Below are 13,413 nucleotides of genomic sequence, written 5' to 3'. Positions count from 1 at the left end.
GCGGGCGCTCGCGGGCGACGACCTCCTGTCCGGCCGGGCCCGGCGGGACGTGAAGTCCCTGCTGAAACGAGCGGAACGTCCGGGCGTTCCTCACTCTGGCCGCGACGGGGGCGCTGCGGGACGACGTCGCCACGCGGGACCGGGAATTGTCGGTGGCGTCGGTGCGGATCCTGCGGGACTGCCTGGGCATCCTCGGGGAGGAGACCGGGCACGAGGTGGCGCTGCCGTCGGTGTCGCAGCCGGCCGCCCGGCCGCTGGTGCCGCCCGCGCAGCAGGCCACCTTGTACCGGCGGCTGGCCGACATGGCGGAGGTCGCGACGCCCTCGGACTGGGGGGCAATGCCGCTGCGGTGGCGGGTGCAGGCGATGGGCCGTGTCCGGGCGCTGGCACTGGTCGGGGTCGTCCTGGACTCCGGCGCCCGCGCGGGGGAGCTGTGCGCGCAGCGCCTGGCCGACCTCGGTGAGGGCCTGGCCACCGTGCGGCTGGTGCGCCGGCCGCAGAACGGGTCGGACCTGCCCGCGTCCGTGGTCGCAGCCCGCGCCGGGGTGTCCCGGTCGACGGTCTCGCGGGTGCTGTCCGACGACCCGCGGGCCTCGGACGCCGCGGTCGATGCGGTGCTGGCGGCGGTGGAGCAATTCGGTGACGGCGGGCCGGTGGTGGAGCGGTACGACTTGCGGGAGGGCACCCAGGTGGCGCTCGCCTGGTGGCTGGATGCCCGGCAGCACCTGGTGGAGAACCTGGACGGTCGGCGGCGCGCCCTGTGGGTGTCGCTCACCCCGCAGGGCCCGGCTCCGCCCGGCGCGGCACTGCGGCCGCGCGGCCTCGAGCGCGCCTTCGCTCGGGACATCACCGCGCTCAACGCCGAGTTGGCCGGCCAGTGGGACGTCGCCGAGCGCGGGCCATGGCTGCCGGAAACTCACGGCGCACCACCGGGACGCGCTGGCAGTATCAGCGCATGCTCATCACACCGCGCCCCGGTGCAGACCCGAAGTACATCCGACAAGCCCTCGACGGCGTCCACACCACGGCGATGAACCTGCGGCGGCCCTACGGCAGCGCCTTCGAGGGGCTGCTGGCGTACCTGGAGTGGGCTACGGAGTCCGCGCGGATGCTGCACTCCCAGATCAGCGACCGGAACCTCGACCAGCTCGTGTTCACCGACCGCTACCGGGCGCTGCTGGGGAGCTGCGGCACGCTCGCTGGGGCCGCTCAGCAGCGCCTCCTAAACGGCCTGGTCCAACTTGAGGTCACCGAACGGATCGAGGCGTTCGAGGCGGCCATGGCGGCGCTGGACATGCAGATCGGCCGGTGGCGTCAGCGGGAGACGTTCGTCGTGGCCGACTCCAGCTTCTACATCCAAAACGAGGTGAAGCTGGCCGACGTCGACCTGCACGAGGTACTCGACGTGCCTCGCTGGCAGTTCGTGCGCCTGCTGTTCCCGATCGTGGTGGTCGATGAGCTGGACGACCTCAAGGACGCCAGCAAGCAGCGGGCCCGCTGGCGCGCCGCACACACGCTTGGTCTCCTCGACGAGGTCCTCGACGGAGGCACTCACGGGGTCCTGCATGAGGGGGAGCACACTGTTCAGGACGGCGAGACCCTCGGCAGGGTCTATGTGGAGATCGTCCTCGATCCCCCCGGCCACGTGCGCTTGGACCGCCCCGATGTCGAGATCATCGACCGGACGGTCGCCATCCAGAGCCTGGCCGACCGCAGGGTTCGATTGCTGACGTGCGATACGAGTCAGCACACCCGGGGCCGGGCCGCCGGGCTGCGGGTGACCAAGGTAGCGACGAAGGACCCCGGGGACGAGCCTGACTGGTCGGCCGCGGACAAGCCTGGCACTGGCGTACGTGCGCAGCGCCGCGCCCGGCAGGCCGAAGCCTCGGCTTCGGCCAGTTGAGAATCGAGCGGTATCGCCGCGCTACCTAGGTCCCGGGCAGCGGGTCCTGGTCGACGTCGTGGGTGCGGGCCGGTGGGTCTCGGTCGGGATCGCACTCGGGGCCCAGGCGCCGGCGGCGGCTCTCGCGGTCGGTCAGCGGGCGGTGGCACTCCCGGCACCAGACGCGGGCGGGCGCGCCCGCGGGGAGCAGCTCTTCCTGTCGCGCGCGCATGGGTTCAGTATCTCCCGGTTGATGTTGTGGTGGTGTGTCGCGGTCCTGGGCTACGGTAGCCGCGTGCCGCGCGGCGCGAATGAAGCTGGCCACCAACCCCAAAGTGCGGGGCTGGTGGCCGTTGTCGTTGCCGGGGGTTGTGCTCAGGCGGTGGTGCCGGACAGGACGCGCTGGGCGGTCTTGTAGGCGGCGAACCCCGCGAACCCTCCGCGCTGGTTGGCCTCGCGGAGCGTCGTGGCGAGGGTGCGGGCGTCCTTGCCGTAGGGCGGTGGGGTCTGGCCGGACTCCAGGGCGCCGGCGGCCTGCTCGATGACGTCGGTTCGGTTCTGCATGGTGGGGTCCTTCCTCTTCAGATGGCGATGTCGATGTCGTGCTGGGCCAGCTTGCGGCGGGGCCGGTAGTCGGCGTCGTCGCGGTCGCGCTCAAGCTCGAAGTGGATGAGCGCGGTCTCGTTGTGCGCGGGAGCCGGGGCGGGCCGCTCGTAGGTGGTCGGGGCCGGGCGCTACAGAGCGAAGGCCTTGCGGTGCAGGGTGTAGGCGGCGATGTCGTCGATGCGGAACTGGCGTTCGGCGCCGCGCAGTCGGCACATGGCGATGACGACAATGTGGCCGTCCTCGGTGGTGCGGATGTCGTGCACCTCGATCGTGCGGACCGTCTCCTCTTCACCGGCGGGGGCGTAGGTGATGGTGACGGCCTGGCGGCGGTCCATGGAGCGGATGAGGTCAGCCAGGGTGCGGGTGCGGGTGCGGGTGCTGGTCTGGCGGCTGGTGATCCTCATGTCCTTGGTCCCCCTCGGTGTGGTGTGGTATCCATCGTAGACCATTAATATGGCGCGCGCAATAGATTTGTGCTTTGATGGTGGCACCGGGACAGCCCCGGTAGCCCGCAACCCGGGGGGTCCGGTTGCGCGCGCCATAGAGAGAAGGAGGACACTGGCGTGGCCAAGCCCAAGACGCGCCCGCCCGGAGGCCCCTTACGGTCCGAGCGGCGCCCGCCGAGAGGACCCCGCCCCGTGCCCCGTCCCAAGAAGGACCAGTTGCACGCCCTCGCCACCGAGGCCGTCGCCGTACTGAACGGCGTCAACCGCCCCGACCTGGCGGGAGCAGTCGAGACACTGATGACCGGCAGCCGCTGGGAGATCAACCCGCCCGCCGGCGAGACCGTCCCGATGTGGATCGACACCGAGCTGAAGAAGCGGGCCCAGGCTGGCCCGCGGCCGGTGGCGAAGGTCGTCACCGAGGGCTTGGAGAAGTTCCTCGCCGGCGAGTTCATCCCCGAGAAGGCGGCGCGCGCCAAGCGCGGTGAGGGCGGCAAGAAGACGTCCCTGACCCCGCGCCTGGACAAGGATCTGTGGGAGCGGGCCACCGCCTACGGCCTGGAGCACGCCGAGGACCTCGGCTGGGCCCCGGTCGCCTCCCAGGTCGCCGTCGCCTACCTCGCTGCGACCTACCCGGAGCCCGCTCCGGCTGAGTAACCGCCCGCCGGCCCGGGGGTGCGCCTGCCGACAACCGCACCCCTGACGCCGCGCCGCACGACATCACCCATACCTGGAGCCGTCGCATGGCTGACGCCACCCAGGCCCCCGCGCACGCGGAGGGCCCCTACTCAGCACACCCTTTTGCCGGACTTCGAGGACGCGATCAGGCCTGCGGAGTTCGCCCGGATCGGCCTGGCTGGACTGCCCGGAGCGGGCGCCACCTACACCGCCCTGGGTATCGGCACAGGGATGCTGCCCGACGGCGGCACGCTGGGAGTCATCGACACCGGCCGCGGCGCCTCCGCCCACCTCGCCGAGGTCTTCCCGCACCGCCAGCTCCGCCTGCACTCCTTCGAGCCCCAGGCCCACATCCGCTCCCTCGCGGTAGCCGCCGACCGTGGCATCGACGTCCTGGTCGTCGACAACGCCAGCCCGTTCTGGAGCGGGCGCAACGGTGCGCTCGCCCAGGTCGACGCGTCCATCGCCCGCCGCCCCAAGGGCGACAACGGCTCCCGCTGGCGCGACGTCCAGCCCGTACTGCACGACCTGACCGACGCGCTCCTGACCTACCCGGGCCACCTGGTCGTGACGTTCCGCGTGGCCGCCGAGTGGACGGTGACCGAGACCGAGCCGGGCCGCGCCCTGCCGGTGCGGGTGCCCACCAAGGTGGAGCAGTCCTCGGGCCTGGAGTACGAGTTCGGGCTCTTCGGCACCCTCGACGCCGCACACACCCTGACCGTCGACAAGTCCCACTACCTGGCGGTCCCGGTCGGCTCCCGCCACGAGCTGCCCGGCGAGGACTTCGGCCGGGCCATCACCGATTGGCTCGCTGAGGCGGACGGCTCCCCGGCCAGCTCCCGCGACTTCGCGGCGGCCGCCACCGAGCACTGGCAGACCCCCGACGCCCTGTTCGCCCTGCTGAAGGAAGCCGAGCACGCCGGACTCCTCGGCGCCGCAGTGCTGGACCTCGGCGGCAACCCGACCAAGCTCGGACGGCTGATCGCCCTCATGGGCACCGCCGCCCGCATCCGCGCCTCCGTCAACGACATCGGCACCCTGCAGCGCATCGCGAGGGACCTCGACAAGGCCGGCCGCCTGAACCTCCTGTTCCCCGGCATGGACGGCACGCCCGTCCGTATCGGCGACCTCATCAAGACCCTGCAGTCCACGCCGCCCGGCTCCGCCGGAGCACAGGCCATGGACGCCGCCCACGGCGCTGAAGGGAGCGCAGCCTGATGCCCGATCGCCCGCACGGATACGCCCGGTACCGGCTGGACGGCTGCCGCTGCTACGTCTGCGGCTACGTCCGCTCCACGTACGACGACAACCGCAACCGGGCCATCGCGTACGGCACCTGGGAGCCGTGGGTGGACGCCGAGCCCGTCCGCACGCACATCGCCACCCTTCAGTCGTGCGGCATGGGCCTGCGCACCATCGCGGCCCTGGCCGGCGTGGACCGCAAGCGGCTGCATGCCATCGCCACCGGCCGGCCGGAGCGCGGCACCGGCCCCCAGCAGAAGGTGCGGCCCGCCCTGGCGAAGGCCGTCCTGGCCGTGGAGCCCACCCTGGGCAACCTCGCCCCGTCCACGGTGGTCGACGCCACCGGCAGTCACCGGCGCCTGCAGGCCCTGGTCCAACGTGGCTGGCCCATGGCCCGCCTGGCCGGCCGCCTGGACATGACGCCGCAAAACTTCAGCACCATGATGAAGGAGCCCCGGACCCTGGCCCGGCGGGCCCTGACGGTGCGCTGCCTGTACGACGACCTGTGGCGCCTGGACCCGCGCGAGCACGGCGTGGACAACCAGGCCTACAGCCGGGCCCGCAACCACGCCGCCTCCCACCTTGCCGGACCCGCCAGCCGCGCCGGCCGGGCTGCAGCAGAGTCCAGCTTCCCGCGACGGTGTCCAGGAGCAGCTGGCCGCGGTCGCCGAGGTGGAGGCGCTGGGCTGCGGGTGCGGCGGTCTGGGCGACGAACCGGGCCGCCCAGTCGTCCAGGAGGCCAGCGTCGACGGTGGTGTCGCGTTCGATGCCGGCGCCGAGGTCGGGGAGCATCCCCAGGGGTGGGGGCTGGTGGGTGCGCGCGAGCATGAAGGAGACCTGCCCGCCCAGGAGGCGTCCGGTCGCGCTGCCGTCGTCGTGGACGGTCAGGCGCGCCAGTTCCGCCGAGTGCATCCAGCCGGACAGGGTTGCCAGGATGGTGCCGCCGGGGCGGGTCTGGGCGATCCACTGCTCGGGGATGGTGAGCACGCCGCAGGTGGCGACGACCCGGTCATACGGGGCGCCGTCCTTGTGCCCGGCCAGACCGTCGCCGGTGATCAGGTCGGGGGCGTGGCCGAGGGTGGCCAGCGTGGTTGCGGCCGCGACTGTCACTGCGGGGTCGACCTCCACCGAGGTGACCAGGTCGTCGCCGAGGCGATGGCACAGCAGCGCGGTGCAGTAGCCGGTGCCGGTGCCGATCTCCAGCACCCGCATGCCGACTTCGACCTCGAGGTCTTCCAGCATGCGCACCACCAGGCCCGCGGTGCTGGAACTGGTCGGCTGGCGAAAGACCTGGCCACGGATGTCGCCAGGCACGATCGTCCCGGCGATCTGGGTGACGAGCGAGACGTCGGAGTAGCAGCCGGACAGCCAGCCTTCATCGCCGGGCATCACCGGCTCCCACGCGGTGGGGGCCGAGCCAGGCACCTGGCGGAAGAAGCCCCCGCGCAGAAACTCGTGCCGCCCGGTGACCGCGACGGCCTCCCGCCACTGCGGCGAGCGCACACTGCCGCTGGCCGTGAGGTGATCCAGCAACTGCCGACGCAGGTTCTGCTCGTTCACGAAGTTTTCCCTTCAGTAGATCTTCCATGGCCACCACCAACGTCGCTGCAGGCGCCAGGTGCCGTGCGGCTGAACCCGCCAGCTCTCCCTGGCCTGGCGGCGCCCGACCGCGGCCGCTCCTGACCAGCCCCCCGGGCTGCGGTGCCGCTGACGCAGCCGGCGTCCCGTTCTACGGGGCCGTCGCGCCGTCATCCCATGCCCACACTTCCGCGGGGCCGCCGCCGCAGTCCACGACGAAGGGGGACACGCCACTTGCCGGTTCCACGTCCCGGGCTGGGCCGTGGCCCGCGGCGGGGGCGGGTGCAGCCTGTGGCTCGGGCACGGTGGCTGCCTGCGGTGTGGCCGTAGCGCAGGCGTGGCAGGTGTCGGCCAGACGCCACCGGCGGCCTCCCGCGCAGCGCACCAGCACCAGCCGGACCAGGCCGTCGCAACCACGGTGCCGCGGATGCCAGCGGCAGCCGTTCTGGCCGCACTGGCATGTCCGCAGATGCGACGCGAGCGGCGCCGCACGGACATGCGTCACCAGGTGCGCCACGACCGCGCCACGCACCGGCTCCGCCCCCGGCAGGTCACCGAGCCGGCCGCATTCCTCGCACGTCATGACCGCCCCCGCACCCATGGGCCGGACCTCCACCGTCCACGTCCGTCGCACCGGATCCGGGCTCGTGTCACACCGCATCAGCTCCCGCCCCCTCCCCGGTGCCGGGTCGCCGGCCTCCGGCGGGTTTCCGGCCGTGGAGGGCGGCGCCACACAAACCCGCGCCCTTCCCGGACACCGCCCCCGCACCCACCCCTGAGGTTGTGCTCCGCCGCCTCAGGTCCCGCACCGGGCTGGACCGTCGCCGCGACGCGCGGATACCGCCGGACCGGCGACCGGACTCAGGGCCGTCCGCGGCACACCGCACGGCGGCGGCCAGGTCAGGCCGGACCGGTGGTAGCGGTACGGACGCAAGCCGAAAGCGAAGAGAGGAAGCGAACACGGTGGTCTTCCAAGATCATTAGTGGAACCGGTGGGACCCGCCACGCGCGCTGGGTGATGATCCGGGCAGGCTCGCCAACGCGCGCGGCGGGATCGCACGGCCCGCCTGGTACGGGCCATGCGCCCCCGTCGGGGGAGCGGGGGCGTCCTCCCCGAAGAACAGGGAGGAATCAATGGGGCCGGCGTCAGACCACCTCGGTGGCGACGTCCAGCGCACTCAGCGCGGCCGCAGGCCGGGTGTCGTGCTGGCAAGCGGCGACTTGCATCCACAGCAGCGGCACGGCGGCACTGTTACCGAGCAGCCACACCAGGCCCAGCACGCCGGACCGGTGCGGCCCGGCAGCACGGGACGCATGACGTCTGGAGCGGGCACGGGATAACACGGCCGAACGGGAGTGCATCAGATCTCCTCCGAGAAGGGGGGCGGCGCCACCGGCGCCAGGGCGCGCAAGCGGTGGCATTCCGCGTCACCGATCGGGCGCCGCACCGCGTGGCCGGCCGCGCGCTCGTCCCGGTCGCTGGCGCCGCCGACGGTCGCGCACCACCCGCCGGCCTCCCGCACCCGCAGTTGAAGCTGCGCCCGGGATGCCTCATCGCCCAGCCGGTCCCAGCGGCTGACCAGGCAGATGACTGGCCGCGCGTGTGAGAAGACACGCACCAGGTGCACCAGTGCGTCGAGCTGCGGCCGATCGGTGGCGCTGTGCGCATGAGGCCCGTGCTCGATCCAGATGCCCTTGTACTCCCAGCCCGCCCCGGCCGCGTACCGCTCGCAGTCACTGAGACGCTCGATGAGCAGACTCGGTCCCGGACGCGTGAGCCGGTCGTAGATCAGCGCGAGGGGTCTGGTCGCCGTCGTCACGCTGCCCTCCGCGTGAGATGTTCAGGGCAGGCGACGATCGGCCATACACGCCACCCGCCGTCGACGGCGACGCGCACCGTGCCCGCGCCGTCGAGGTGACCGCAGGTGGAGCCGCACCAAAAGCAGGCTTCACCACGGAGGCGGGCTGGATCGATGTCAGGTGGCGCTGGCGGAATCTCGGCGAGTGCGTCCACCCGGGGCGTCTGTTCGTCCGGGTCGTCTGTCTGGGCAGTGACCAGCTCGCGCGCCCCGCCCAGGCGGGGCGGCATCCCCAACTTGGCCATGGCGGAGGCGATGTCGTATCCGCTGGCGTGCCGGTCGCTCATTGTGTACCTCCGGTGATCAGGGCCCACGCCTGCTGAGTGCCGTCCCCCGCGTGGTCATGGCCGTAGTCGTCGGCGTCGGCCAGAGCAGCGAGGAGGAAGGCGCGGTGCGGTTCGTCGAGCTCCTCTGGGAGAGCGACGATCAGGCGCACGCCTGTCTGGTCTTCCCGGCGCTCGACTTCTGTGCCGGTGGCCGCGAGGAGCCGTGCGGCGATGCTTTCGATGCGTGGACGCACAGGTATCCCCTGGTCACTGATTGATCGCACTGCGTAATGCTTCTTAAGTAGGTTCTCCCTTATGCAGTAGCTTTGTCAATGACGACGCCAACCTCAACTCGCCCCCTCGCTGGGGCAGCACGGAGAGTGCCATGCCCCGCGAAGCCCCCTACCTGGAGGTGGCCGACGACTTGCGTCGCCGCATCAAGGCAGGGGAGTGGGGTATCGGCGAAAAACTCCCATCGGGCGCCGTCTTGGCGACCGAATACAACGTCGGCCGCAACGTGACGCAACGCGCCCTGGACCGGCTCGTCATCGAGGGCCTACTCCAAGGACGCGCTGGCTCCGGACGGTTTGTTCGCCCACCACGCGAGCGCATGCGCATGATCCGGTCGCGCCACCGTGAGCGCCGTGGCGGCAGCCCCTTCCGCGCGGACATGAATGAGCAAGGCAAGGTCGGCGCTTGGGAGTCGCACAGTCAGGCCAGAGTGCCCGCACCAGATGACATCGCGCAGCGCCTCGCCATCCAGCCCGGGGATCACTGCGTACGCACGACGTACGAGTTCATGGCTGACGGCCAGCCGGTGCAGTTGTCGACGTCGTGGGAGCCGATGGCTATTACCGACGGCACGCCCATTGTGCTGCCGGAGATGGGTCCGCTTGCCGGCGCGGGCGTCGTGGAGCGGATGCGGACCATCGGCGTCGCCGTCGATACCGCCGTCGAGGTGCCGCGGCCCGGGCGCGCTACGCAAGAAGAGGCCAACCTGCTGGGGATTAGCGTCGGAGACCTGCTGATGCGGATCGAGCGCACGTACTACGACGGCGACGGTCGGCCTGTGGAGACGGCCGACCTTGTGGTGCCTGACGTCCGCTGGGAGATCGCGTACGAGATCGGCATAGACCGCGGCGAGTGAATCTCGGCTGAGGTCTGCATAACGGGCTGGACGCCCTGCAGTCGTGCCGGGTGCGGCCGCGTTCTCCGCACGCTGGTGCTGGCGACCGCGCTGTCGCGGCGCTGGTCACGGTGGTTGTGTTGGCAGGGCCGCATCAATCGATGCCTCCGGGGCGTCAGGTTCGGCGACGAGCCCGTACGGCGGAGATCCTCTTGGGGCAGGCATAGGGCGAAGCGGCGATTCTGCGGCCCCTGTCGCAGCCGACCGCATGAACGACGGGTCTTGAGTGCGCCGGCTGGATGGGCGGTCAGCCGCGTCTTGCCGTTGAAGGGGGCGGGGTGCACGGCGCCCTTGTACGCATCGACCGGTTCGAGGGGCCCGACGGAACGCATGAGCTATAGAGCGAACTGTCATACGACTTGAAGGGGTCGGGAGGGTGACTTCCTCGGCTTGGTCGCCCTTCTTGTGGCGTGTTGGGCGTCACCGTCTGCGGTCATGCGCTCGACGAGCAACTCCTTCGCTGACGACGGTTTCGCCTGGGACGGCAGCCGCAAGAACTACCGGCCCCGCCGGTCCCTGCGCATCGCCGAAGACAGTCCGAGCCGACTGTTGCGCACTGCGCAGGGCGCTCGGTGTGATTTCTGCGGGAACCCCGTTGAGTGGTACCAGCGCCCGGGCAGCACTGCTGTTCCGCTGCATCCGGTAGAGCTGCCCGCAGGGTCGGTGCCGCCGGGGGAGCGCTGGCACGTTTCTTCCGGTATCGCGCATGCTTCCCATGACGGGAGCGCGTGGTGCCGCGTCCGGCACCACGCCCTGTGTCCGGCCAGTTCAGCGGGCAACCGCAGCCCGCTCCTGGAGGAGATGTGTCGGACCCTCGCGCTGAACTCCCGCCGCCTGCAAGATGCGGGCCTGTTCACACTCCGGCCCGAGCAGCCACCCCAGGCCACGCCGGATGTCCCTGTCCGGCCGGTCGTGCGCATCATCGGCGCACGCTATCTGGCCCCCGGTCCTCTGGGGGACCTCCAGTGCGTGGCCCGGACCCGCGCCCGCCGTCGCTGCTCCCTACCGGTCCTGGACCCCGAGGCCCTGCCCGGCACGTGGCGGCTTGAGCTCGTCGATCCGCTCCTTCGCCCCGGCGACGGGCACCTGCCGGCCGACCCGGAGGTAATGGCCCTGTACGACCTCACGGGCCTGCCGTATGCGGAACAGCTGCGCTGGCACAAACAACGCTGCCCCACGCACGCAGCCATCGATGAGGCCGCGGACCACGCGCGGACCGAGTGGGAGCCCTTCGACCCAGTCCGCCACCGCCTGTACATCCGCGACCGGCTCCCTGACCCGTCGCCCGCGCCGGGCCGTGGTCCGGGGTAGCACCTTCAGCCCTCGAGCGACCGTGCCTCTCGGCTGCCCCGCCCGCGCGAGCCCGGCGGCCGCTACGACCACGCCCCGTCCGCAGCACTCGCAGCGGCAGCTTCGCTACCCCTGTCCTGGCCGTCTCGGAGGCCCCATGCCCAAGACCTTGATTGGCACTCCCGACCCGGACCAGCCCCCGCCCGGGCCTGCCCTGTCCGATGAGCACGCCGAACGCGTGGTCCTGGCGGCGCTGCTTCGTTACCCGCAGCTTGTCCCGTACCTCATCGCAGTGCTGCACCCGACGCACTTCAGCAGCCTGGCCTGCCGGGAGGTCTTCCTCGCTGCGGCCGCCATGCATCACCGCAAGGAGCCCTGTACCGCTGCAGCAGTCACGGCTGAACTTGTCCGGCGGCAGCGAACGAGCACGGCCGCCTTCCTCGAGCAGGCCAAGGACCTGGTTACCGATCTTTCCCGTGCCGCGGTCCCGGCGGAGCCGGTAGCTGTGCACTATGCGGCGATCGTCCGGGACCTGGCCGCGCTGCTCCGCCGTACGACCGCTCATCCCGAGGGTTTGCCGCCGGTGCCGATGCGCGGCTTCCTCATTGACGACGACACCACCACCTGACGATCCTCGCGCGCATCCGTCGCGCCTTCACAGATCGACGATGCTCAACGATGCTGCAGCCCACCGACGAACAGATCGCAGCCGCCGACGCTTTCGCCACCGGGGACCACCTGGTCATCCAGGCCGGCGCCGGCACCGGCAAGACCACCACCCTCACCCAGCTCGCCGCCGCCACCTCACGCCGCGGCCTGTATGTGGCGTTCAACCGGGCTATTGCCCAGGATGCCGCCGGCCGCTTCCCCGGCAGGGTGCTGTGCAAGACCGCGCACGCCCTGGCTTACGCCGCCATCGGCCACCGCTACCAGGCCCGCCTGAACGGACCCCGCCTGCCAGGCCGCCACACCGCCGACGCTCTGGGTATCACCAAGCCTATGCGGATCGGCGACCGCACCGTGTGGCCGACGACTGTGACCTCCACGGCCCAGCGCACCGTGACCCGCTTCTGCCACTCCGCCGACCCCGTGATCGAACGCCACCACGTGCCCCCGCTGCGCGGCATCGAGACCGAGGACCTGCACGCCGAACTCGCCCGCCGCATCCTGCCCTACGCCCGAGCAGCGTGGGCCGACCTGCAGCACCCCGACACCGGCGCCGTCCGCTTCGAACACGACCACTACCTGAAACTGTGGGCTCTATCCGATCCGAAACTGCGTACCGACTTCGTGCTCCTGGACGAGGCCCAGGACACCAATCCTGTCCTTGAGCAGGTCCTGCTGGCCCAACGCGGGCATGCCCAGCTGGTCATGGTGGGGGACTCGGCGCAGGCCATCTATGGCTGGCGCGGCGCGAGGGACGTGATGACCGGCTTCGACGGCACCGCCTTGTCGCTGACCCGGTCCTTCCGGTTCGGGCCCCTGCTGGCGTTGGAGGCCAACCGGTGGCTGGCGATCGCCGACGCTCCGATCCGCCTGGAAGGCAGCCGGTCGATCCCCACCGAGGTCGGAAAGGTGACGCAGCCGGACGCGGTGCTGTGCCGCAGCAACATCGGCGCCATGGCACAGATTTTCCGCTTCCTCGCCCTCGGACGCAGGGTCGCGCTGGCCGGGGGAGGAGCAGCCCTGCGCGCTCTGGCGCTGGCAGCCCAGGACCTGCAGGACGGACGCCGGACCTCCCACCCCGAGCTGGTGCTGTTCACCTCCTGGGGCCAGTTGCAGGACTACGCCGAACACGATCCCGCTGGCAGTGACCTGCAGCCCCTGGTCGACCTCGTCGACTTTCACGGCACCGACGCCGTCCTGGCCGCGGTCAACCAACTAGTCCGCGAGCAGGACGCGCAGGTCACGGTCTCCACCGCGCACAAAGCCAAGGGCCGCGAGTGGCCCCAGGTCGAGATTGCCGACGACTTCCACCCGCCCAAGGACAGCGACGAGACCGACGAGCACGGGAACCCGCTGCCCGGGCCGATCGACGACGCCGACGCACGCCTCGCCTACGTCGCGGTCACCCGCGCCCGCCGACGCCTCGACCTTGGTGGCTTGACCTGGATCAACGACCACCCTGACGGAAACCCCTAACCGGCAGGCCAAAAAGGGCATTTGTTGAGGAATGATGGTTACGTCCCGGGGCGTGGAGCAGCAGTCGCGCCTATGATCCCCGCCGTCACGGCAGCGCACGGTCTGTCGGAAGCGACCCATGCGGAGGTACGGCAGGGGGAGTGGGCCGACCTGTCTGCGCGACAGATATGCAGGGCCAGCCCGGTGCGGTGCCGGGAACTGCTCGGCTTTGCCGTACCCGGCGATCAGCTCATGGCGTGGT

Annotated in this window: 16 protein-coding genes; 8 read left to right on the top strand and 8 right to left on the bottom strand. The window is 71.2% G+C overall.

Features of this window, described 5'->3' with window-relative positions; translation table 11 throughout:
* The first annotated feature begins 152 nt into the window (after nucleotides 1-152).
* Entirely contained in the window at nucleotides 153-1,034 is an 882-nt protein-coding gene (locus tag OG937_10620) for a LacI family DNA-binding transcriptional regulator (protein WUD72108.1), read from the top strand.
* Nucleotides 956-1,903: a PIN domain-containing protein gene (locus OG937_10615; GenBank protein WUD72107.1), complete on the top strand. Its 948-nt coding sequence runs from the start codon at nucleotides 956-958 to the stop codon at nucleotides 1,901-1,903. The genes OG937_10620 and OG937_10615 overlap by 79 nt, the downstream gene beginning before the upstream one ends.
* Nucleotides 1,904-1,928: 25 nt before the next feature.
* On the opposite strand, the gene OG937_10610 is transcribed toward OG937_10615, so the two are convergent.
* The 3 genes from OG937_10610 to OG937_10600 all read right to left on the bottom strand — a co-directional run bounded on the left by OG937_10610 (nucleotide 1,929) and on the right by OG937_10600 (nucleotide 2,892).
* On the bottom strand, nucleotides 1,929-2,114 hold the full coding sequence (locus OG937_10610) for a DUF6011 domain-containing protein (protein WUD72106.1): 186 nt from the start codon (nucleotides 2,112-2,114) through the stop codon (nucleotides 1,929-1,931).
* 143 nt (nucleotides 2,115-2,257) lie between these two features.
* Complete coding sequence (locus OG937_10605) at nucleotides 2,258-2,446, bottom strand: hypothetical protein (GenBank protein WUD72105.1); 189 nt, start codon at nucleotides 2,444-2,446, stop codon at nucleotides 2,258-2,260.
* 170 nt (nucleotides 2,447-2,616) lie between these two features.
* On the bottom strand, nucleotides 2,617-2,892 hold the full coding sequence (locus tag OG937_10600; protein WUD72104.1) for a WYL domain-containing protein: 276 nt from the start codon (nucleotides 2,890-2,892) through the stop codon (nucleotides 2,617-2,619).
* A 234-nt stretch (nucleotides 2,893-3,126) separates the two neighbouring features.
* On the opposite strand from OG937_10600, the gene OG937_10595 reads away from it, so the two are divergent.
* The gene (locus OG937_10595) at nucleotides 3,127-3,588 is read left to right on the top strand and encodes a hypothetical protein (GenBank protein ID WUD72103.1); all 462 of its coding nucleotides are present in this window, start codon (nucleotides 3,127-3,129) and stop codon (nucleotides 3,586-3,588) included.
* A 144-nt stretch (nucleotides 3,589-3,732) separates the two neighbouring features.
* Complete coding sequence (locus OG937_10590; GenBank protein WUD72102.1) at nucleotides 3,733-4,827, top strand: ATP-binding protein; 1,095 nt, start codon at nucleotides 3,733-3,735, stop codon at nucleotides 4,825-4,827.
* Between the two features lie 456 nt (nucleotides 4,828-5,283).
* Here the strand turns inward: OG937_10590 and OG937_10585 are convergent, their stop codons facing one another.
* From OG937_10585 to OG937_10565, 5 genes are all read right to left on the bottom strand, one after another.
* Nucleotides 5,284-6,411 (bottom strand): protein-L-isoaspartate(D-aspartate) O-methyltransferase, encoded by a 1,128-nt coding sequence (locus OG937_10585; protein WUD72101.1) that lies wholly within the window; start codon nucleotides 6,409-6,411, stop codon nucleotides 5,284-5,286.
* Between the two features lie 1,164 nt (nucleotides 6,412-7,575).
* Nucleotides 7,576-7,710 (bottom strand): hypothetical protein, encoded by a 135-nt coding sequence (locus OG937_10580; GenBank protein ID WUD72100.1) that lies wholly within the window; start codon nucleotides 7,708-7,710, stop codon nucleotides 7,576-7,578.
* 80 nt (nucleotides 7,711-7,790) lie between these two features.
* Entirely contained in the window at nucleotides 7,791-8,249 is a 459-nt protein-coding gene (locus tag OG937_10575) for a recombinase family protein (protein ID WUD72099.1), read from the bottom strand.
* Complete coding sequence (locus OG937_10570) at nucleotides 8,246-8,575, bottom strand: hypothetical protein (protein WUD72098.1); 330 nt, start codon at nucleotides 8,573-8,575, stop codon at nucleotides 8,246-8,248. Before OG937_10570 ends, OG937_10575 begins: the two co-directional genes overlap by 4 nt.
* On the bottom strand, nucleotides 8,572-8,808 hold the full coding sequence (locus tag OG937_10565; protein ID WUD72097.1) for a hypothetical protein: 237 nt from the start codon (nucleotides 8,806-8,808) through the stop codon (nucleotides 8,572-8,574). The genes OG937_10570 and OG937_10565 overlap by 4 nt, the downstream gene beginning before the upstream one ends.
* 131 nt (nucleotides 8,809-8,939) lie before the next feature.
* On the opposite strand from OG937_10565, the gene OG937_10560 reads away from it, so the two are divergent.
* The 4 genes from OG937_10560 to OG937_10545 all read left to right on the top strand — a co-directional run bounded on the left by OG937_10560 (nucleotide 8,940) and on the right by OG937_10545 (nucleotide 13,172).
* Nucleotides 8,940-9,701: a GntR family transcriptional regulator gene (locus tag OG937_10560; GenBank protein WUD72096.1), complete on the top strand. Its 762-nt coding sequence runs from the start codon at nucleotides 8,940-8,942 to the stop codon at nucleotides 9,699-9,701.
* 474 nt (nucleotides 9,702-10,175) lie between these two features.
* Nucleotides 10,176-11,051, top strand: coding sequence for a DUF6083 domain-containing protein (locus OG937_10555; protein ID WUD72095.1), 876 nt, complete (start codon nucleotides 10,176-10,178; stop codon nucleotides 11,049-11,051).
* A 136-nt stretch (nucleotides 11,052-11,187) separates the two neighbouring features.
* Nucleotides 11,188-11,658: a hypothetical protein gene (locus OG937_10550; GenBank protein ID WUD72094.1), complete on the top strand. Its 471-nt coding sequence runs from the start codon at nucleotides 11,188-11,190 to the stop codon at nucleotides 11,656-11,658.
* Nucleotides 11,659-11,711: 53 nt separating this feature from the next.
* Complete coding sequence (locus OG937_10545) at nucleotides 11,712-13,172, top strand: UvrD-helicase domain-containing protein (GenBank protein WUD78700.1); 1,461 nt, start codon at nucleotides 11,712-11,714, stop codon at nucleotides 13,170-13,172.
* Nucleotides 13,173-13,413 lie beyond the last annotated feature (241 nt).

The organism is Streptomyces sp. NBC_00510, assembly GCA_036013505.1.
Lineage (GTDB): Bacteria > Actinomycetota > Actinomycetes > Streptomycetales > Streptomycetaceae > Actinacidiphila.
The sequence above is the reverse complement of the archived record's forward strand: the minus strand, read 5'-3'. Positions and strand labels throughout refer to the sequence as shown.

Excerpts from the sequence above, each read along its gene's own strand:
- OG937_10615 (WUD72107.1), top strand. The coding sequence starts at position 956 with ATGCTCATCACACCGCGCCCCGGTGCAGACCCGAAGTACATCCGACAA.
- OG937_10610 (WUD72106.1), bottom strand. The coding sequence starts at position 2,114 with ATGCGCGCGCGACAGGAAGAGCTGCTCCCCGCGGGCGCGCCCGCCCGC.
- OG937_10605 (WUD72105.1), bottom strand. The coding sequence starts at position 2,446 with ATGCAGAACCGAACCGACGTCATCGAGCAGGCCGCCGGCGCCCTGGAG.
- OG937_10600 (WUD72104.1), bottom strand. The coding sequence starts at position 2,892 with ATGAGGATCACCAGCCGCCAGACCAGCACCCGCACCCGCACCCGCACC.
- OG937_10570 (WUD72098.1), bottom strand. The coding sequence starts at position 8,575 with ATGAGCGACCGGCACGCCAGCGGATACGACATCGCCTCCGCCATGGCC.
- OG937_10560 (WUD72096.1), top strand. The coding sequence starts at position 8,940 with ATGCCCCGCGAAGCCCCCTACCTGGAGGTGGCCGACGACTTGCGTCGC.
- OG937_10555 (WUD72095.1), top strand. The coding sequence starts at position 10,176 with ATGCGCTCGACGAGCAACTCCTTCGCTGACGACGGTTTCGCCTGGGAC.
- OG937_10550 (WUD72094.1), top strand. The coding sequence starts at position 11,188 with ATGCCCAAGACCTTGATTGGCACTCCCGACCCGGACCAGCCCCCGCCC.